Origin of the sequence: Mesorhizobium sp. B283B1A, assembly GCF_020165735.1 — a bacterium.
Lineage (GTDB): Bacteria > Pseudomonadota > Alphaproteobacteria > Rhizobiales > Rhizobiaceae > Mesorhizobium > Mesorhizobium opportunistum.
The window spans coordinates 52,848-70,131 of record NZ_JAIUIQ010000034.1 but is presented as its reverse complement, the minus strand read 5'-3'; the positions used below and the strand labels follow the sequence as shown (position 1 = coordinate 70,131).

Here is a 17,284-nt window from a genome sequence, read left to right as displayed (position 1 = left end):
TGAGCCCTGTGCAATACAGGACCCAGCCCTTAAACCTACCAAATCAATGAACCGTCCAACTTTACGGGGTCAGTTCACGAACCGGGCTTTTTGTCTGAGCGTCTGAACCACATAAAACGGTTCAAAACGGGAATTTGGTGCCCAGAAGAGGACTCGAACCTCCACTCCTTGCGGAACACGGACCTGAACCGTGCGCGTCTACCAATTCCGCCATCTGGGCTGGTGCGGGCTCATGTAAGCGGGCAAGCGATGGCTGTCAACGCGCTTTTTTCAAAGCGGTTCGCCGCTTGCCGGCTCAGCCCTCCAGGACTTCCTTCGACGCCACGGTGGAATCGGCGTTGAGCTGGTAGATGACAGGCACGCCGGTGCCGAGCTCCAGCTTGACGATCTCCTCGCCCGACTTGCCGTCCAGCGCCATGATCAGCGCGCGTAGCGAGTTGCCGTGGGCGGCAACCAGCACGGTGCCGCCGCGCAGCACGTGCGACTGCATGTCATGCAGGTAATAGGGCCAGACGCGCGCGCCGGTGTCCTTGAGGCTTTCGCCGCCGGGCGGCGGCACGTCGTAGGAACGGCGCCAGACATGCACCTGGTCCTCGCCCCATTTCTTGCGGGCATCGTCCTTGTTGAGGCCGGAAAGGTCGCCATAGTCGCGCTCGTTCAACGCCTGGTCGCGGATGGTCTCGAGGTCGCTCTGGCCGACAGCGTCGAGAATGTGCTGGCAGGTCTTCTGCGCCCGGACCAGGGCAGAGGTGAAGGCGATGTCGAACTTCAGGCCGCGCGCCTTCAGTTTTTGCCCGGCGGCCTTGGCCTCGGCGTGACCCTGCTCGGTCAGGTCGACGTCGCGCCAGCCGGTGAACAGGTTTTTCAAATTCCATTCGCTCTGGCCGTGGCGCACGAGCACGAGGGTTCTCGACATTTTTGCTCCCTACAATCGCTACAAGATGTGACGGTCCGCCTCAGCTTAAGCCGAGCACGTCCCGCATCGAATACAGCCCCGGCTTCTTGCCGCGTGCCCAAAGCGCCGCCTTGACGGCGCCGCGGGCGAAGATGGCACGGTCCTCGGCATGATGAGACAGCGTGATGCGCTCGCCGGTGCCGGCCAGGATTACGCTGTGGTCGCCGACGACAGAGCCGCCGCGCAGCGTGGCAAAGCCGATCGAGCCGGTTTTTCGCACGCCTGTGTGGCCGTCGCGTGAACGCACGTCATTGCCAGCCAACGCGATATCGCGTCCGGCGGCGGCAGCCTCGCCGAGCAGCAACGCGGTGCCGGACGGCGCGTCGACCTTGTGCCTGTGGTGCATTTCGAGGATCTCGATGTCGAAATCGTCGGCGTCGAGCGCCCGCGCCGCACGTTCGACCAGCACCGCCAGCAAACTGACGCCGAGGCTCATATTGCCCGACTTGACGATCGTCGCGTGGCGCGCGGCGGCAGCAATTTTCGCATTGTCTTCCACCGAGCAGCCGGTGGTGCCGATGACATGGACGATGCGCGCCTGCGCCGCGTAGCCGGCGAATTCGACCGTCGAGGCCGGCGTGGTGAAATCGAGCACGCCGTCGGCCTTGGCGAAGGCCGGCAGCGGATCGTCTGATATCGACACATTGATGATGCCGATGCCCGCCAGTTCGCCGGCATCCTTGCCCAGATGCGGCGAGCCCGCCCGCTCGACGGCGCCGATGACGCGCGCGCCCGGAATGGTGTGGATGGCGCGGATCAGCGTCTGGCCCATGCGGCCGGCAGCACCCACCACCACGAGGCCCATATCGCTCATAGGCTTGCCATCGCTTGCAGGCCTGCCGGTTGTTGCCGATGTCTCGCTCATGCCGTGCTCCCGGCGATGTTTTGCGTCTCTAGGTCTCGGCCCGAAGTTTGGATCGGCGCGCTGTCGTCGACAAGCCCCAGGCCCTTGACGCCCTGTATGCGGTGGAAGCGGGCATAGATGCTGTCCGGGTCGGCCATCAGCGTCGCGTGCGTGCCTTCCTCGACCAGCCGTCCCTCTTCCAGCACGATAATGTGGTCGGCATTGATCACCGTCGACAGCCGGTGCGCGATGACGATCGTCGTGCGCCCTTGCATGACATGCGTCAGCGCCTCCTGGACGCGCGCCTCGGCCTCGTTGTCGAGCGCCGATGTGGCCTCGTCGAGCAGCAGGATCGGCGCCTGGCGCACGATGGCGCGGGCGATCGAGACGCGCTGGCGCTGGCCGCCGGAAAGGGTCGAGCCGCCTTCGCCGACCGGCGTGTCGTAACCTTGCGGCTGCTGGCGGATGAATTCGTCGGCTGCCGCCTGTTTCGCCGCCTGCTCGATCTCGGCGTCCGTGGCCGACAGACGACCGTAGCGGATGTTGTCGCGGATCGTGCCCTCGAACAGATAAGGTGCCTGCGCCACATAGGCGATCGACTGCCGCAGCGAATGCTTGGTCACTTTCGAGATGTCCTGGCCATCGACCTCGATGGTGCCCTGGTCGACGTCGTAGAAGCGCTGCAGGAGCGCCACCAGCGTCGATTTGCCGGCGCCCGACGCACCGACGATCGCCGTCACCTTGCCGGCGGCGGCGGTAAAGCTCAGATCCCTCAGCACCGGCAGGTCGGCGCTGTAGCCGAACGTCACATTGTCGAACCGCACCTCGCCGGTGGTGATCCTGGCCTCGACGGCATCGGACGCGTCGCCCTGTTTCGGCTCCAGGTCCAGCAACTCGTAAATCATGCGCGCGTTGACCAGCGCACGTTCCATGCCCACCTGTGTGCGCGCCAGGCGTCTTGCCGGGTCGTAGGCCATGATCAGCGCGGTGATGAAGGAAAACACCGCGCCCGGCGGTTGCCCCAGCACCAGCGCCCGGTAGCCGGAATAGGCAAGCACGGAGGTAATGGCGAGGCCGCCCAGGATCTCGGAAATCGGCGACAGCCGCTCCGAGACGCGAGCGATCTTGTTGTTACGCTGCTCGGCCGTATCGGCCATGATGCCGATGCGCCGTGCCAGTTCCTGCTCCAGGGTAAAGGCCTTGACGATGGCGATGCCCTGCGTGGCCTCCTGCACGGACCCGTTCAGCCGCGAATTGATCAGCACGGATTCCCGGTTGATGCGCCGCAGTCGGCGGGTGATGTAGACGACGGCCCAAATCAGCGGCGGGCCGATCAGCAGCGAGCTGAGCGACAACACCGGATCCTGGTAGATCATGACGCCGACGAGAGCGATCAGCGTGACCGCGTCGCGGCTGATCGAGGTCAGTGTCAGCGACAGCAGATCGCGAACGCCGCCGACATTCTCGTTGACCTGTGCCGCCAGCCGACCGGAACGCGTATCGTTGAAGAAGTCGACGCCGAGCTTCATCAGATGGTCGAAGCTGCGCTTCTGGTAGCGCGCGACCAGATTGTTGCCGATCTTGGCCAGCGCGACGGCCTGGCCGTAGCCGGCGAAGCCGCGCAGCATTGAGGCGCCCATGAAACCGGCGCAGATCCAGACGATCATATCGCCGCGCCGTTCGTAGAAGATCTGGTTGATCATCGGGGCCATGATCCACGCTGTGAAGGCAGTGGTGCCGGAAACAATCAGCAGGCAGGTGACGGCAACGACATAGGTCCAGCGATACTCATTGCCGTTTTCAGCGAGGATGCGGCGGAGCACCGCCGTGACCTCGCTGGGCCGGACTTTCTGTTTGTGTGGGGCTTGAAGGGTCAAATCGGGAGCGCTTTGTGGTTTTCCGCCTCGTAGGACCGGGCTGCAAATTCGGCACCCCTCTTAGCGCCATGCGGCCGGCTTGCCTATGGCCGCGGCTGATTAACTTCGTCGCGGGCGCCCAAGCGGATCGCGGCCCCCGAGCTTCAGGCCTGCCAGCGCCGGCCCGCCGTCTGGACGCCGAACAGGGAGGGGTTCCTGGCATAGGCGGCAAGGCCCAGAAGTGCGGCCAGCGGATGGGTGATGACATAGACCGGCATGGTGCGCATCAGCGCGCTGTGCGGCGCCTTGTCCTCGAAGGCAGCGCGAAAATTGCCTTGCTTCAGCGCCGGCACGATCTTCTGCGCGATGCCGCCGGTCAAGAACACGCCGCCACGGCTCATGAACACAAGGGCAAGGTCGCCGGCGGTGCGCCCGAGGCAGGTGACGAAAGTCTCCAGCGCTTCCTGCGCGACCGGATCAGTCTTGGCCAATGCCGCGCCGGTGACCTCGGCCGGCGTGGTGAAGGGCGCCGGCTTGCCGTCGGCCTTGGCCACCGCCCGGTAGACGTTGACCAGACCGCGCCCGCACAGGATCTGTTCGCCCGAAATGCGGCCCTCGAGCTTCTCGATATGCGGGAAAACCTCGAAATCGCGTGGCGTGCGTGGGCCTATGTCCATATGGCCGCCCTCACCGGGCACCGGGATCCAGTGGCGCAGCGCATGGACCAGCCCGGCAACGCCGAGGCCCGTTCCGGGTCCGAGCACGACGCGCCCGGCATTGGGCTCCGGCGTGCCGCCGCCGATCTTTTCCATGTGCTCCTCGCCGAGCGCGACGACGGCCAGCGCCTGCGCCTCGAAATCGTTGAGCACGACGATGTCGCTCAGGCCGAGATTGGCGAACATCTGCTTGGGCTTGACCACCCAAGGGCAGTTGGTGAGCTCGATCTCGTCGCCGTCGACCGGCCCGGCCACCGCCAGCACCGCCGAATTGGGCCGCACCGACGAGCGGTCGAGCACGGCCGCCTGGATCGCCTCGTCGATGGTGTTGTAGTTGGCGGTCTGGACGATTTGCGGCTCGGTAGGTTCGGAATTGGCGTCGAGCACGATCGAAAAGCGCGCATTGGTGCCGCCGATGTCGCCGATCAGGATCGGAAACCGCAGCAAAGTGTCGTCATCGCCTGCCATGCTCTTCGTCCGCCTCGTTCTCGGCAGCTTCTCGCCGCCTCGTCGTTGACTAGCGCATGGTCCCGCAAAGGGAAAGCCGCTTCAGTGCCAGTTTTCAAGCGCCGGCGCCGCCCCTCACCTGCCTGCCGGCATCCTCTCCCCGTAAACGGGGCGAGGGACGCTATCATTGTGCGCGGCAGTCAGTTCGCCGGCGGTCGTGGCCGCGGCACCGGAGCGCCCATCCTGGGGGTGGCCGCGAACGCATTGGCCGCGCTTGGCAAATCGCCAGCGCCGCTGACCGTGGTGACGGGCTGTGCCGGCGCTTCCGGTTCGGATGCGACCACCGCGACCGGCACGGCGCCGCCATGGTAGGTCGCGGCCTCGGCCGAGGCCGGCCCCGGCGCGTCGAGCACGGCGCGGCATTCGCTGGGCAGGTTCGCCATCGTCATCACGTCGCGGGCTTTCGGCGCATCGGGGTTCTTGTTGGGCCGCCAGGGTTCCTGCGTGAACCACCAGGCCAATGGCTTGCCACAGCCGTCATCATCCGGCGTCGTTTCCTGGGCCTTGCAATTGGGCGAACCCGGCTGGCAGCCGATGCGCATGTGGAAATGATAGTCGTGGCCCCAGAACGGCCTGACCTTGCGCAGCCAGGCGCGGTCGCCCTTGACGGTGTCGCAGAGCTTTTTCTTGATGCCCGGATTGACCAGGATGCGCTCGACTTGCGGATAGCTTGCCGCCCGTTTCAGAAGCGCCGTGTGCTGCGGCGTCCACAATGCGTCCTTCACCAGATGGGTCTTCTCATCGACCATCAAGGTGGCGCTCATCGATTCGCGCTGCGCCGTCGACAGCGGTCGGCTGGGCATCGGCGTCAGCCAGATATCGGCGTCGAGGCCGATCTGGTGCGAGGCATGGCCGGTCATCATCGGGCCGCCGCGCGGTTGCGAAATGTCGCCGATCAAAAGGCCGGGCCAGCCATCGGCGGCAGCGTCGCGCGACAATTTCTCGATCACCGCGATCATCGCCGGATGGCCCCAGCGGCGGTTGCGCGAGGGGCGCATCACCACCCAGGTCGGGCCGTCCATTGGAATGGCGACGCCGCCGGCGAAACAGCCCTTGGAGTAGAAGCCGATCGACTGCGCCGCGGTCGCCGCCGGCAGTTTCTTGGCGCCGAACAGGTCTTTGGCCCGCTCCTCGGCCATTGCAGGCTGCGCAGCGAGAGCGAGCAGGCCAAGTGCCGCCGCCAACAGTGATTTCTTGCCCAGCCGCATCGCCGTATTCATGAAACCGGATCCCCAACGCAAGCCCAAGACCGAATCATAGCACGCAACAGTCAGCGCTTCATCGGGCTGCGCGCCTCGCCGTCGCGCCAGTTGCCGTCAGCCCACATATGGTCGAAGGCAGCGCGGTAATCCGGAAAGCGAAAGCGATAGCCCGCCGCCTTGATCGCCGCATTGGCGACCCGTTTGTTTTCGCCATAGAAGGACCGCGCCATGGGCGAAAGTTGGGCGGTGTCGAAAGGAATTTCGGGCGGCGGCGTGACGCCCATCAGCGACGCGGCATAGGCGACGACATCCTGCGGCGGTGCCGGCTCATCGTCGGTGACGTTGAAGATGCCGCCTTTGTTGCTCCCGATGAGCTGCCAGAGCGCGCCGGCAATGTCGTCGCAATGGATGCGGTTGAACACCTGGTCCGGCTTGACCAATCGCCTCGCGGTGCCGTTTTCCAAATTGACCAGGGCGTTGCGGCCCGGACCGTAAATGCCCGATAGCCGCAGGATCGCCACCGGCCGGTCGATGTCCCGGCCGAGCTTCAGCCAATCCTGTTCCGCCGCGACCCGCATCACCGAGCGCTTCGACACCGGCCGGCATTCGGCTGTTTCATCGACCCAGGCGCCGGCATAATCACCATAGACGCCGACGGTGGAGAGATAACCGATCCACTCCAGCGCCGGCATTCGAGCGATCGCCGCGCGGGCGGCATTCAGCACGGGATCGCCGGCGTCGTCCGGGGCGACCGAGATCACCAGATGCGTCGTTTTCTTCAGCGCCTCGCCGACTTCAGCGGTCAGCGCGCCGTCGAACAACAGCGGTGCGATGCCGGCCTGGCGCAGCGCCTCGAATTTGTCGGGCGAGCGCGTGGTGCCGATGATCGTGGCAGCACACGGATTGGCGCGGGCAAAGGCCTTGCCCGAGTAGCCGGCGCCGAAGATCAAGACCTGTTTTTCGCTCATGCCTGTGCCCTGGTTGGCCGCGCCAGGCGCCATTCCTCGCGCACCGCCGCATCGTTCTCGGTTGCCAGGCCGGTGGCGGCCCGTTCGGCATATTCGGTCTCAGGCACAAGCCGCGCCAGCGCCCATATTGCCGCGCCCCGCACCAGCGGCGAAGCATCGCCTAGCAGTCCGCGCACGGTGCCGGCGAGCGCGGCATCGCCGGAATTGCCGGCTGCGATCAGCACGTTGCGGAGGAAGCGGTCGCGGCCGATGCGCTTTATCGGCGAGCCCGAGAAGAAGGCACGGAAGGCTGCATCGTCCAGTTCGAGCAGGTCGGCGAGCACCGGCTCACGCAGATCGTCGCGCGCGGCGAGTTTTGCCTCGGAAGCCGCCCTGGCGAACTTGTTCCAGGGGCAAGCGGCCAGACAATCGTCGCAACCATAGATGCGGTTGCCGATCTTTTCGCGGAATTCATGCGGGATCGGCCCCTTGTTCTCGATGGTGAGGTAGGAAATGCAGCGCCGCGCATCGAGCCTATAGGGCGCCGGGAAGGCATCGGTCGGGCAGGCATCAAGGCAGGCGCGGCAGGAGCCGCAATGGTCGATCTCGGCGCTGTCAGGGACAAGCTCCGCAGTGGTGAAGATGGTGCCGAGGAACAGCCAGGAGCCGTGTTCGCGGCTGACCAGATTGGTGTGCTTTCCCTGCCAGCCCAGGCCCGCGGCTTCCGCAAGCGGCTTTTCCATGACCGGTGCAGTGTCGACGAACACTTTGACGTCGCCGCCGGCGCGCGCGACGATCTTGCCGGCGATCTCCTTCAGCCGCCCCTTCATCACCTCGTGATAGTCGCGGTTTTGCGCATAGACCGAGATCGCGCCCCGGTCGCGCCTGGCCAGCAGATCGCGCGGATCGTGGTCCGGTCCGTAGTTCATCGCCAGCACGATGATAGAGCGCACTTCAGGCCAGAGCGTGGAAGGCTCACTGCGCCGCGCAAGCGTCTCGGCGATCCAGTCCATCGAGCCGTGAAAACCGTCGGCGACGAATTCGGCCAGCCGCGACGGCGCCAACGGGATCGCATCGGGAGAGGTGACGGCGACGGCGTCGAAGCCGGCGCGACGCGCCTCCGCGTCGATCAGCGCGCGCAGTTTCGCGGCGTCAGAAGTCGAGGTCCGCATAATGCGACACCGGCGACAGGCCGCGCACCCGGTCGGTCAAAAGCGGCCGGAAGGAGGGCCGCGACTTCACCCGCGTGTACCACTCGCGCGCGGCAGTGTGTTCGCGCCAGTCGATCTCGCCGAGATAGTCGAGCACCGACAGCGTCGCGGCGGCGGCGAGATCGGCATAGGTGACCCTGGAACCGGCCAGCCAATGGCGGGTGCCGGCCAGCCAGTTGGTGTATTTCATGTGCTGGCGGATGTTGGCGCGCGCCGCACGGATCGCGCCCGAATCGGGTGAGCCGCCGCCCGCCGTTTCCGGCATGATCGGCTTCAGCACGCGCTCGCGCACCAGATGCCTTGTGACCTCGCTTTCGGCCTTGTTGAGATACCAGTCGATCAGCCGGCGGATTTCGGCACGCTGCATCGGGTCCTCGGCGAACAGCCGCTTGTCGCGCTTCAAGACCCCGCGCGTCTCGTCGAGATATTCCGAGATGACCGTTGCGCCGACGATCGGCACGTCGCCTTCGGCCAAAAGGATCGGCAGCGTGCCGGCCGGGTTCAGCGCCAGGAACTCCTTGCGCCGCGTCCACGGCTTCTCCTCGATCAGCGCCAACTCCTCGCCATACTCGCCAAAGGCGAGGCGGACAAAGCGGCAGGTGGCGAACATGGGATGGTGGAAAAGCGTCAGCATGGTTCCGCGATGATAAAGCGCACTGGTGTGGTTCGGATTTGAAGTTCCTGTCCCCTCAACGGCATCCGCGTTCAGGAACTTCAAATCCAAACCACACCAGAACTTAAGTTGGCAGTGTGGCTCAGAATCCGGAATTCGCGCATCGCGCTCGTCCCAGCTGTGGCGAATTCCGGATTGCCACACTGGCGAATCGCAGGGCGCACCGGTAAGTCTTGGCCGCCCGGTTAGCGGGCCGTCAGGGTGCTGCGACCTATAGGGGGACTTGCAGGCCATGACAAGCAAGCCGTTCTGTCAGCCATCACGCAAATGCCGAGGTAGCCATGGAAAGCCAGACCTTCGTCGAAGCCCTGCTGCTCGGCCTGCTGGAGGGGCTGACCGAGTTCATACCGGTGTCCTCGACCGGTCATATCCTGCTCGCCGGTCATTTCCTCGGCTTCCACTCGACCGGCAAGGCCTTCGAGATCCTGATCCAGCTCGGCGCCATCCTGGCGATCCTCAGCGTTTATTTCCGCCGCCTCTGGAAAATGCTGCTCGAACTGCCGCACGACCGGCTGACTAGGCATTTCGTCATCGGCATCCTCATCGCCTTCCTGCCGGCGGCGATCATCGGCGCGCTGGCGCATGATTTCATCAAGACGGTGCTGTTCGAATCGCCAAGGCTGATCTGCATCATGCTGATCATCGGCGGCGTCGTGCTGCTGGCGGTGGACCGCATGAATCTCAAGCCGGTCTATCGCGACGTCGAGCGGTTTCCGACCCGGCTTTACCTGCAGATCGGCCTGTTCCAGTGCCTCTCGCTGATCCCCGGCACCTCGCGCTCGGGCTCGACCATCGTAGGCGCGCTGCTTTTGGGCGTCGACAAGCGGGCGGCGGCGGAGTTTTCGTTCTTCCTCGCCATCCCGACCATGGTCGGCGCCTTCGCCTTCGACCTGTTCAAGAACCGCAACGTGTTGAGCAGTGCCGACCTGCCGATCATCGCCATCGGCTTCGTCGCCGCCTTCGTCACGGCGCTCATCGTGGTGCGCTTCCTGCTCGATTACGTCTCGCGCAACGGCTATTCGCTGTTCGGCTGGTGGCGGCTGGTGGTCGGCGGCATCGGACTGGTGGCGTTGATGATCTGGGGGTGAGGAGTGGTCCGCGTAGCGGACGGAAAGCCAATTGCTTGGCTTTCCGAACGACGAACGCCCTGAGCCAGCGAAGGGCGAGCAACGCCGGCAAGTAACCCTCTAACTCCTCCCATAAAACGCATTCTCGACATGCACCGGCCAGCGCCAGGGCAGCACCGCGACCATGTCGAAGCGCATCGACAGCTTGCCATAATCCGCCTGCCGCGACAGCCAGATGTCGGCCGCCCCCTCGATGCGGCGCTCCGATTCATGACCGATCGCCTCCATGGCCTCCATCAGCGTGCGGCGCGCCTTGACCTCGACGAACAGCACGAGGTCGCCGCGCCGCGCGATGAGGTCGATCTCGCCGAAGCGGGTGCGGTGGCGGCGCGCCAGGATCCGGTAACCCTTCAGCATCAGCGCCACCGCGGCCAGCCATTCGCCGCGATGGCCGCGCCGATAGGCCTTTTGGCGGCTGGCGGTCGGGCGCTCAGCCACCGCTGCCTTCCATATCCTTCAGTTCCAGGAGCCGCCGGTAAAGCGTCTGCTTCTGGCCGCCGGTCATCTTGGCCGCTTCCGCCGCCGCCTTGGAGGCCGGCATCTCGGCGGCGAGCGACAAAAGCAACCGGTCGATATCGGCCGGCTCGTCCGCCTTGGCCTCTGCCGGACCGATACAGACGACGATCTCGCCCTTCGGCGTATCGGCCGCCGCATAGTGGTCGGCCAGCGCTTGCAGCGTGCCGGTGCGCATCTCCTCGAACGTCTTGGTCAATTCGCGGCCAATGGCGGCCTTGCGTTCGCCGCCGAGGGCTTCGACCATGGCGCCGAGCGACTCAGCCAGCCGGCGCGGCGATTCGAAGAAGATCAGCGTCGCCGGCACGGCTTTCAGCGCCTCCAGCCGTGTCAGCCGCTGGCCTGATTTGACCGGCAAAAAGCCGGCGAACAGGAAAGCGTCCGACGGCAGGCCCGACGCCGTCAGCGCGGCAAGCGGCGCCGACGGACCGGGGATCGGCACGACGCGAATGCCCTGGTCGAGCGCTTCGCCGACCAGCCGGTAGCCTGGATCGGACACCAGCGGCGTGCCGGCATCGGAAATCAGCGCCACGCTCTGGCCGGCCTGAAGCGACGATATCAGTCTCGGCCCGGCCTCGCCGGCATTGTGCTCGTGATAGGCCGTGGTGCGGCGGCGGATACCGTAGCGGTCGAGCAGCACGCGCGACACTCGCGTGTCCTCGCAGGCGACGATGTCGGCGGCGGCCAGCGTCTCCAGCGCGCGCAGCGTGATGTCGGCGAGATTGCCGATCGGCGTCGCCACCAGATAGAGCGCCGGTTCCAGCGGCCGGGCCGCGATCTCGGCCTGCCCGACCACATAGCTGCGCTTGCCCGTCTCACCGGTCACAGATCAACTCTCCGTTCGGCCCTGTTTGGCCTGCCAAATCCTTGTTTGGCATGGCTGGCGCGGGCTTGCAAAAAGCTCACGTCGATTGGTCGAAAAACCGTATTTCAAGATGCGATTCTCCGAGCCTGGCGCATGCCAGCATAGCGTGCATCTTGACCAGCCGTTTGAGCAGGCGGCTGTAGGTGAGGTGAACGACCCTGCCATCGGCGAGATCAAACTCGATGCTTGCCCATCGCCTGATTGGAACCCCTCCTGTCGGAGGCCCCAACCTTCGTATCTGGAACCCGAGCCTCACGTTGCCACCGGCCGTCGACAGATAGATGCCGGGCACTATCCCCAATACGTGCCATAGCCGTGCGACATGTTCCATGGGCATGGAAGGTGAGATCATCATATGGGCGGACTCCAGCCGCGCCCATATGAAGTCACCGGCCGGCTGCGGCACCCCTGACAGGGCGCCACGGCAATAGGCCGGCACCGCATCGCTCACAAGCAATCGGAAAGCGGACGAGGTAGCGTGGGCCAGGGCCTGTTTCGACGCCCATTGCGCTTCGGAAAACGTCACCTGCGCGAGAATGTCACCCTCATCGTAACCTGCCGACATCTTGTGCAGCGTCACCCCGCCACAAGCCAGATGCTGGCCGTCAACGACCATTCGATGGATGGGGTGCGGGCCACGATAATTGGGGAGCAGCGAAGGATGAAGATTGAGCCCGCCCTTGCGAAATCCGGCAAGCACCCGCTGTGGAATCAAGCTCGGGAAAGCATAGGAGATCAGCACATCGGAGTTGATTTCAGACAATTGGCGCTCGAGCGCATCCCAATCATACGGTCTGCTAAATTCGATCAGCTTGACGGGGACATTGCCCAGATACCGCTTGAGCCGAAACCTGCGCTGCAGGCTTCTTCGGAAGTTGCCGACAACAGAGCCCTTTGGCCGGCGTTGGAGACCAAGGTGGACGATGGCGCCGATACGGTTGCCCGACCCTACCCATCCGGCAAGCAGCGCACCTGTGTGTCTATCGATGTTCAGCAAGAAAATCGCCGTAATCGGCCGGCCACGGCCGTTGTCTGCGGAGACACCGATTACAGCCGACGCCGGGACAGGCTGCTTTATCATATCTGTCCGTTCCCTATTGTTGCGCGGCACAAGGAAACACCAGTGCAGCGGTTGGCGTCGGCTGGCAATCGAAAAGCCGCCAGCTTCTCTCGTGCCGACTTGACAACAGGAGGCGGCGGACGGCATTTCTGTCATCGAGAAAACTGCGGGGGATGTGCCATGAAGAAAATCTATGAGAAGCCTGCGCTGGTTAAGAGAGAGCGGCTATCGGCTGTCGTCGCACTTGGGTCGCCTCCGTCCAAGACGGTGGACTGACAATCCAGATGTAATAATGAAAGCCCGCCGGTTCCGTCCGACGGGCTTTTGGTTGTTGAACGGAGCATCGATGCCGCGGCGGGGATTCTAGACCTCTATCCCCTCGCGGAACCTGAAAGCCGGACCGACATTCAAGTCTGCACTTCCCCGATCGGCGGGGTTTAAGAACCAATTCCAGTCGGACCTGCCCAGCGCATCACCCGTGCGCTAATGCCTCCGCGCGGAACTCCTGCCCGATCGTGTCGATGGCTGATGGAAACTCCTTGCCATTCCTTTGCCACAGTAGGGAACGAAACCGGGTCTGGCAGATTTAGTCCCTAATTCCCCGGGAGGAGATGATGGACAGCCTCAAGATACAGGACGCTTTCGAGCCCTATTATGCCGGCCGCAACCGCGTTGCCAAGGACAAGCGGCTGCCTGCAGAGACCGACGCTAGCCTGACCAAGCGGCCCGCAAGCGGCTTGCCGATGAGCACCGTGCCGACAACCATCAGGCATTCCGACACCGAACCCCACAGCACGACGGAGCACTGACCGGACGATGCCCAATCGCTTCGATATTTTCATCACCCGTCTTGAAACGAAGAGCGCACGCCATGGCGTGCCGCTACCCCCGATAGGCGACCAGCACAGCACCCGCCGCGATAAGGGCGACGCCAAGCCAGTTCGCTCCGGAGAGGCGCTCGCCGAGAAAGATCGCACCAAACACCGCCACAAGCACGACGCTTAGCTTGTCGATGGGCGCCACCTGCGCCGCATTGCCGATCTTCAGCGCGCGGAAATAGCAGAGCCAGGAGGCCCCGGTCGCCAGGCCGGAGAGGCCGAGGAACAGCCAGGTCTTTGCCGAGATCGTGGACGGCGACTGGAACTGACCGCTTGCCAGCAGGATCGCCCCGAGCACGGCCAGGATGATGACCGTGCGGATGAAGGTGGCGAAATCGGAATTGATGTTCTCGATGCCGACCTTGGCGAAGATCGCCGTCAGGGCGGCGAAAGCCGCGGACAGCAGCGCCCAGAATTGCCAGGAGGAGAAGGTCAGGTTCATTCGGGCCTCGCGCTTCGGGTTTCAACCGAGATAGCGTGAAACGCGCGCCTTAAGAAGCTCGATCAACTCCATATCCATGAACTCGTAGTTATCGGGTATATCGAGGCAGATGACCCGAGCCTTCGTCAGGCTGGCCTTGAATTTCTTCTGCAGCTTGGTGCGGTGCACCTTTTCCATGACGAAGATGATGTCGGCCCAGGCGACCAGCTCATGCGTCAGCGGCGTATCGGCGTCGTGGTTGGTTCCCGCCGACGCGACTTCGATATCCTGGCGCTTGGCAAACACCTGTTCGGCCGTCGGGCTGCGCAAGCGGTTCTGGCTGCAGACGAAGAGGACGTTTTTCAAAGTTAGCGCGCCAAATCCGCCACCACGGCGTCGAGCACGATCATGCCGGCCGCTGTGGCGCGGAGCCGCGTATTGCCGATCGGCGCCACCAGCCCTTCGCCCTGCAGCACCGACAGCCGCGCGCTCGACAGGCCGCGACCGGAGAACGCCTCGTAGCGCGACAGATCGATGCCTTCGGCCAGCCTGAGCCCCATCAGCAGGAACTCGTCGGCCTCTTCCGAGCGCGTCAGGGTCTCGCCGCCGGTGATGCCGTGGCCCTTGGCCTCGACCAGATTGGCCCAGGTTTCCGGCATCCGCTCGGCGATCGTCACCGTGCGGCGGCCATGCTCGACGAAGCGGCCATGCGCGCCGGGACCGACGCCGACATATTCGCCATATCGCCAGTAGGTGAGGTTGTGGCGGCTTTCGGCGCCCGGCCGGGCGTGGTTGGAAATCTCGTAAGCCGGCAAACCATGCGCCGTGGTGATCTCCTGCGTCAGCGCATAGAGGTCGGCGGCGTGGTCGTTGTCGGGGATGATGAATTTCTTCGCCGCGTGCAGCGCGTGGAAGGGCGTGCCTTCCTCGATGGTCAGCTGGTAGAGCGACAGATGGTCGGCGGCATGGCCGATCGCCTGTTCGAGCTCCGATGCCCAGGCCTCCGGCGTCTGGCCGGGCCGCGCGTAAATGAGATCGAAGGAGAGCCTCGGGAATATTTCCCGCGCCAGCCCGATGGCGTGCAAGGCCTCCTCGACATTGTGCAGGCGGCCGAGGAAGCGCAGATCCTTGTCGTTCAACGCCTGTACGCCAAGCGAGACGCGGTTGACGCCGGCCGTCCGGTAGCCGCGAAACCGTTCGGCCTCGACCGAGGACGGATTGGCCTCCAGCGTCACCTCGATGCCGTCAGGCACGGTCCAGTTCCTGGCGACGGCGTCCAGAACCCTGGCCACGGTTTCCGGCTTCATCAGCGAGGGCGTGCCGCCACCGAGAAAGATGCTTGTCACCTCACGCGGGCCGGTGCGCTGGCGCATCGTCGCTAGTTCCGCCTCGAAGGCGGCGGCAAAGCGCTCCTGGTCGACCGGCTGGTGGCGAACATGGCTGTTGAAGTCGCAATAAGGGCATTTGGCCGCGCAGAACGGCCAATGAATGTAGACGCCGAAGCCGGGGGCCCGGTCGAGCAGCATGCTCATGCCTCGCCCAATCTCGCCAGATCCAATCGTGCCTGGGCGAATTTCTGGAAGGCACGGGCACGGTGCGACAGCGCGGTCGACTGGCCAGGCTTCCAGCCATGCTTTTCCTCGGCGCTCATCTCGCCAAACGTCTTGTCGAAACCATCCGGCAAGAACACCGGGTCGTAGCCGAAGCCGAGCTCGCCGCGCGGCGGCCAGACCAGCGTGCCCTCAGCCTCGCCGCGATAATATTCGGCCTCACCGTCGGGGAAAGCGAGGCAGATGACGGCGACGAAGCGGCCCTTGCGCTGCTCCGGCAAAGCGGCTCCCACTTCCTGCAACGCCACTTCGGTGCGCTGCATGGCCATGGCGAAATCCCTGCTGCCGTCAGGGGTTTCGGCCCAGTTGGCGGTGTAGACGCCGGGCGCGCCATCGAGCGCGTCGACGCACAGGCCGGAATCGTCGGACAGCGCCGGCAGGCCGGTCGCCTTCGCGGCGGCCAGCGCCTTGATGTAGGCGTTTTCCTCGAATGTGGTGCCGGTTTCGTCGGGTTCCGGCAGGCCATAGTCCTTGGCCGACTTCGCCTCGAAGCCGAACGGCCGCATCAGGTCGGCGAACTCGCGCAGCTTGCCGGCATTGTGGCTGGCAACGACGATCTTCTTGCCGTCAAGATTATGCATCAAAGGCCCCAGATTCTTGGCTCGGCAAACTCGATCGAATTGCCCGAGGGGTCGCGTATATAGATCGAACGGCCGCCTTGCGGCCATTCGAATTCGCTTTCGATGGCGATCTTTTTGGCCTCCAGAAGCGCTTTCCAGCCGGCGAGTTCGTCAGCGGTCGCCGCAAAGCAGAGATGGCCTTCGCCGACCGTGCCATGCGGCGGCACCTTCAGCTTGGTATCGGGCGCGGGTGGGATCTTGGTTGCCTCGGCGTTGAAGATGAGCAGCACACCGGGTCCGCAACGGAAGAAGAGGTGGCGGCCTTCGAGCTTGCCGAGGAGGTGAAGGCCGAGGGTGTCGGAGTAGAAGGCTTCGGCCGCCGCCAGATCGGTGACGTAGAGGGCTGATTCAAGAATGGCGGAGGGCGTCACGAGGCGCCCCCCTCTGGCCTGCCGGCCATCTCCCCCTCAGGTGGGGAGATTGGCAGTTTCAACGCCTCGCATCTCACGCCGCCGGAAATTGGCGAAACCCAACCGGATAGCTGATCTCCCCCCTTGAGGGGGAGATGGCCGGCAGGCCAGAGGGGGGCGCTCAAGCTCGCCATTTGGCCCTAAGCCACCGCCATCTGCTGCAAACTCACCAGGCGCTGGATGCCTTTCTTGGCCAGGCCCATCAAATCCGCGAACTGCCCTTCGGAGAACGGCTCGCCCTCGGCGGTGCCCTGGATCTCGACGATGCCGCCCTTGCCGGTCATGACGAAATTGGCGTCGGTGCCGGCCGATGAATCCTCGATGTAATCGAGGTCGATGACCGGCTGGCCGTCATGGATGCCGCAGGAAATCGCCGCGACATGGTCCTTCAGCACCTTGGAAACGCTGGTCATCTGCCGCGCTTCCATCCAGCGCAGGCAGTCGTACAGCGCCACCCAGCCGCCGGTGATCGAGGCGGTGCGGGTGCCGCCATCGGCCTGGATGACGTCGCAGTCGACGGTGATCTGCTGTTCGCCCAGCGCCTGCAGGTCGACCACGGCGCGCAGCGAACGGCCGATGAGACGCTGGATTTCCAGCGTGCGGCCGCCCTGCTTGCCGGCGGATGCCTCGCGGCGCATGCGCTCGCCGGTCGAGCGCGGCAGCATGCCATATTCGGCCGTCACCCAGCCCTTGCCGGAATTGCGCATCCAGCCCGGCACCTTCTCCTCGAGGCTCGCCGTGCACAGGACATGGGTGTCGCCGAACTTCACCAGGCACGAGCCTTCGGCGTGCTTGGAGACGCCGCGCTCGAAGGAGATGGCGCGCATTTCGTCGAATTGGCGTTTGGAGGGGCGCATTCAGGCTTCTTT

At 64.6% G+C, this 17,284-nt stretch carries 19 protein-coding genes and 1 tRNA gene; 2 read left to right on the top strand and 18 right to left on the bottom strand.

Annotation, left to right across the window (positions count from 1 at the left end; genetic code table 11):
• Window positions 1-135: 135 nt before the first annotated feature.
• The 9 genes from LB577_RS24705 to LB577_RS24665 all read right to left on the bottom strand — a co-directional run bounded on the left by LB577_RS24705 (window position 136) and on the right by LB577_RS24665 (window position 8,872).
• Window positions 136-220, bottom strand: a tRNA-Leu gene (locus LB577_RS24705).
• Window positions 221-295: 75 nt separating this feature from the next.
• Window positions 296-916 carry a 2,3-bisphosphoglycerate-dependent phosphoglycerate mutase gene (locus tag LB577_RS24700; protein WP_023765324.1) on the bottom strand — a complete coding sequence of 207 codons (621 nt, stop codon included), beginning with the start codon at window positions 914-916 and terminating at the stop codon, window positions 296-298.
• A gap of 40 nt (window positions 917-956) precedes the next feature.
• Window positions 957-1,769 (bottom strand): 4-hydroxy-tetrahydrodipicolinate reductase, encoded by an 813-nt coding sequence (dapB, locus tag LB577_RS24695; protein ID WP_224689295.1) that lies wholly within the window; start codon window positions 1,767-1,769, stop codon window positions 957-959.
• Window positions 1,770-1,816: 47 nt separating this feature from the next.
• The gene (locus LB577_RS24690) at window positions 1,817-3,676 is read right to left on the bottom strand and encodes an ABC transporter ATP-binding protein (protein ID WP_224689293.1); all 1,860 of its coding nucleotides are present in this window, start codon (window positions 3,674-3,676) and stop codon (window positions 1,817-1,819) included.
• Between the two features lie 143 nt (window positions 3,677-3,819).
• On the bottom strand, window positions 3,820-4,839 hold the full coding sequence (locus LB577_RS24685; RefSeq protein WP_013892020.1) for a glucokinase: 1,020 nt from the start codon (window positions 4,837-4,839) through the stop codon (window positions 3,820-3,822).
• A gap of 179 nt (window positions 4,840-5,018) precedes the next feature.
• The gene (gene mepA / locus LB577_RS24680) at window positions 5,019-6,098 is read right to left on the bottom strand and encodes a penicillin-insensitive murein endopeptidase (RefSeq protein WP_224689292.1); all 1,080 of its coding nucleotides are present in this window, start codon (window positions 6,096-6,098) and stop codon (window positions 5,019-5,021) included.
• Window positions 6,099-6,148: 50 nt separating this feature from the next.
• Complete coding sequence (locus LB577_RS24675) at window positions 6,149-7,048, bottom strand: SDR family oxidoreductase (protein WP_224689291.1); 900 nt, start codon at window positions 7,046-7,048, stop codon at window positions 6,149-6,151.
• The gene (gene queG / locus LB577_RS24670; protein ID WP_224689290.1) at window positions 7,045-8,199 is read right to left on the bottom strand and encodes a tRNA epoxyqueuosine(34) reductase QueG; all 1,155 of its coding nucleotides are present in this window, start codon (window positions 8,197-8,199) and stop codon (window positions 7,045-7,047) included. The genes LB577_RS24675 and queG overlap by 4 nt, the downstream gene beginning before the upstream one ends.
• Window positions 8,180-8,872 carry a glutathione S-transferase family protein gene (locus tag LB577_RS24665; protein ID WP_013892024.1) on the bottom strand — a complete coding sequence of 231 codons (693 nt, stop codon included), beginning with the start codon at window positions 8,870-8,872 and terminating at the stop codon, window positions 8,180-8,182. Before LB577_RS24665 ends, queG begins: the two co-directional genes overlap by 20 nt.
• A gap of 320 nt (window positions 8,873-9,192) precedes the next feature.
• Here LB577_RS24665 and LB577_RS24660 point away from each other — a divergent pair, with 320 nt between their 5' ends.
• Window positions 9,193-9,999, top strand: coding sequence for an undecaprenyl-diphosphate phosphatase (locus LB577_RS24660; RefSeq protein WP_224689289.1), 807 nt, complete (start codon window positions 9,193-9,195; stop codon window positions 9,997-9,999).
• 99 nt (window positions 10,000-10,098) lie between these two features.
• Here LB577_RS24660 and LB577_RS24655 read toward each other — a convergent pair whose 3' ends face one another.
• The 3 genes from LB577_RS24655 to LB577_RS24645 form a co-directional block, all read right to left on the bottom strand.
• Window positions 10,099-10,476, bottom strand: a complete 378-nt coding sequence (locus LB577_RS24655; protein WP_023765317.1) for a YraN family protein — start codon at window positions 10,474-10,476, stop codon at window positions 10,099-10,101.
• The gene (rsmI, locus tag LB577_RS24650; RefSeq protein ID WP_224689288.1) at window positions 10,469-11,377 is read right to left on the bottom strand and encodes a 16S rRNA (cytidine(1402)-2'-O)-methyltransferase; all 909 of its coding nucleotides are present in this window, start codon (window positions 11,375-11,377) and stop codon (window positions 10,469-10,471) included. Before rsmI ends, LB577_RS24655 begins: the two co-directional genes overlap by 8 nt.
• Window positions 11,378-11,453: 76 nt before the next feature.
• Entirely contained in the window at window positions 11,454-12,413 is a 960-nt protein-coding gene (locus LB577_RS24645; protein ID WP_224689287.1) for a formyltransferase family protein, read from the bottom strand.
• Window positions 12,414-13,090: 677 nt separating this feature from the next.
• On the opposite strand from LB577_RS24645, the gene LB577_RS24640 reads away from it, so the two are divergent.
• On the top strand, window positions 13,091-13,285 hold the full coding sequence (locus LB577_RS24640) for a hypothetical protein (protein ID WP_224689286.1): 195 nt from the start codon (window positions 13,091-13,093) through the stop codon (window positions 13,283-13,285).
• Window positions 13,286-13,358: 73 nt separating this feature from the next.
• Here LB577_RS24640 and LB577_RS24635 read toward each other — a convergent pair whose 3' ends face one another.
• The 6 genes from LB577_RS24635 to rph form a co-directional block, all read right to left on the bottom strand.
• Window positions 13,359-13,796, bottom strand: coding sequence for an EamA family transporter (locus LB577_RS24635; RefSeq protein ID WP_224689285.1), 438 nt, complete (start codon window positions 13,794-13,796; stop codon window positions 13,359-13,361).
• A gap of 21 nt (window positions 13,797-13,817) precedes the next feature.
• The gene (locus LB577_RS24630; RefSeq protein ID WP_224689284.1) at window positions 13,818-14,141 is read right to left on the bottom strand and encodes a low molecular weight protein tyrosine phosphatase family protein; all 324 of its coding nucleotides are present in this window, start codon (window positions 14,139-14,141) and stop codon (window positions 13,818-13,820) included.
• A 2-nt stretch (window positions 14,142-14,143) separates the two neighbouring features.
• Window positions 14,144-15,307 carry a radical SAM family heme chaperone HemW gene (gene hemW, locus LB577_RS24625; RefSeq protein ID WP_224689283.1) on the bottom strand — a complete coding sequence of 388 codons (1,164 nt, stop codon included), beginning with the start codon at window positions 15,305-15,307 and terminating at the stop codon, window positions 14,144-14,146.
• The gene (rdgB, locus tag LB577_RS24620) at window positions 15,304-15,966 is read right to left on the bottom strand and encodes an RdgB/HAM1 family non-canonical purine NTP pyrophosphatase (protein ID WP_224689282.1); all 663 of its coding nucleotides are present in this window, start codon (window positions 15,964-15,966) and stop codon (window positions 15,304-15,306) included. Before rdgB ends, hemW begins: the two co-directional genes overlap by 4 nt.
• The gene (locus LB577_RS24615; RefSeq protein WP_224689281.1) at window positions 15,966-16,376 is read right to left on the bottom strand and encodes a VOC family protein; all 411 of its coding nucleotides are present in this window, start codon (window positions 16,374-16,376) and stop codon (window positions 15,966-15,968) included. Before LB577_RS24615 ends, rdgB begins: the two co-directional genes overlap by 1 nt.
• A gap of 179 nt (window positions 16,377-16,555) precedes the next feature.
• The gene (gene rph / locus LB577_RS24610; RefSeq protein WP_013892034.1) at window positions 16,556-17,272 is read right to left on the bottom strand and encodes a ribonuclease PH; all 717 of its coding nucleotides are present in this window, start codon (window positions 17,270-17,272) and stop codon (window positions 16,556-16,558) included.
• Window positions 17,273-17,284: the final 12 nt, after the last annotated feature.

Bases quoted from the DNA above. Each gene is read 5' to 3' on its own strand.
- LB577_RS24640 (WP_224689286.1), top strand. From the start codon at position 13,091: ATGGACAGCCTCAAGATACAGGACGCTTTCGAGCCCTATTATGCCGGC.
- mepA (WP_224689292.1), bottom strand. From the start codon at position 6,098: ATGAATACGGCGATGCGGCTGGGCAAGAAATCACTGTTGGCGGCGGCA.
- LB577_RS24700 (WP_023765324.1), bottom strand. From the start codon at position 916: ATGTCGAGAACCCTCGTGCTCGTGCGCCACGGCCAGAGCGAATGGAAT.
- LB577_RS24675 (WP_224689291.1), bottom strand. From the start codon at position 7,048: ATGAGCGAAAAACAGGTCTTGATCTTCGGCGCCGGCTACTCGGGCAAG.
- LB577_RS24685 (WP_013892020.1), bottom strand. From the start codon at position 4,839: ATGGCAGGCGATGACGACACTTTGCTGCGGTTTCCGATCCTGATCGGC.
- dapB (WP_224689295.1), bottom strand. From the start codon at position 1,769: ATGAGCGATATGGGCCTCGTGGTGGTGGGTGCTGCCGGCCGCATGGGC.
- hemW (WP_224689283.1), bottom strand. From the start codon at position 15,307: ATGAGCATGCTGCTCGACCGGGCCCCCGGCTTCGGCGTCTACATTCAT.
- rph (WP_013892034.1), bottom strand. From the start codon at position 17,272: ATGCGCCCCTCCAAACGCCAATTCGACGAAATGCGCGCCATCTCCTTC.
- LB577_RS24665 (WP_013892024.1), bottom strand. From the start codon at position 8,872: ATGCTGACGCTTTTCCACCATCCCATGTTCGCCACCTGCCGCTTTGTC.
- LB577_RS24660 (WP_224689289.1), top strand. From the start codon at position 9,193: ATGGAAAGCCAGACCTTCGTCGAAGCCCTGCTGCTCGGCCTGCTGGAG.
- LB577_RS24635 (WP_224689285.1), bottom strand. From the start codon at position 13,796: ATGAACCTGACCTTCTCCTCCTGGCAATTCTGGGCGCTGCTGTCCGCG.
- rdgB (WP_224689282.1), bottom strand. From the start codon at position 15,966: ATGCATAATCTTGACGGCAAGAAGATCGTCGTTGCCAGCCACAATGCC.
- queG (WP_224689290.1), bottom strand. From the start codon at position 8,199: ATGCGGACCTCGACTTCTGACGCCGCGAAACTGCGCGCGCTGATCGAC.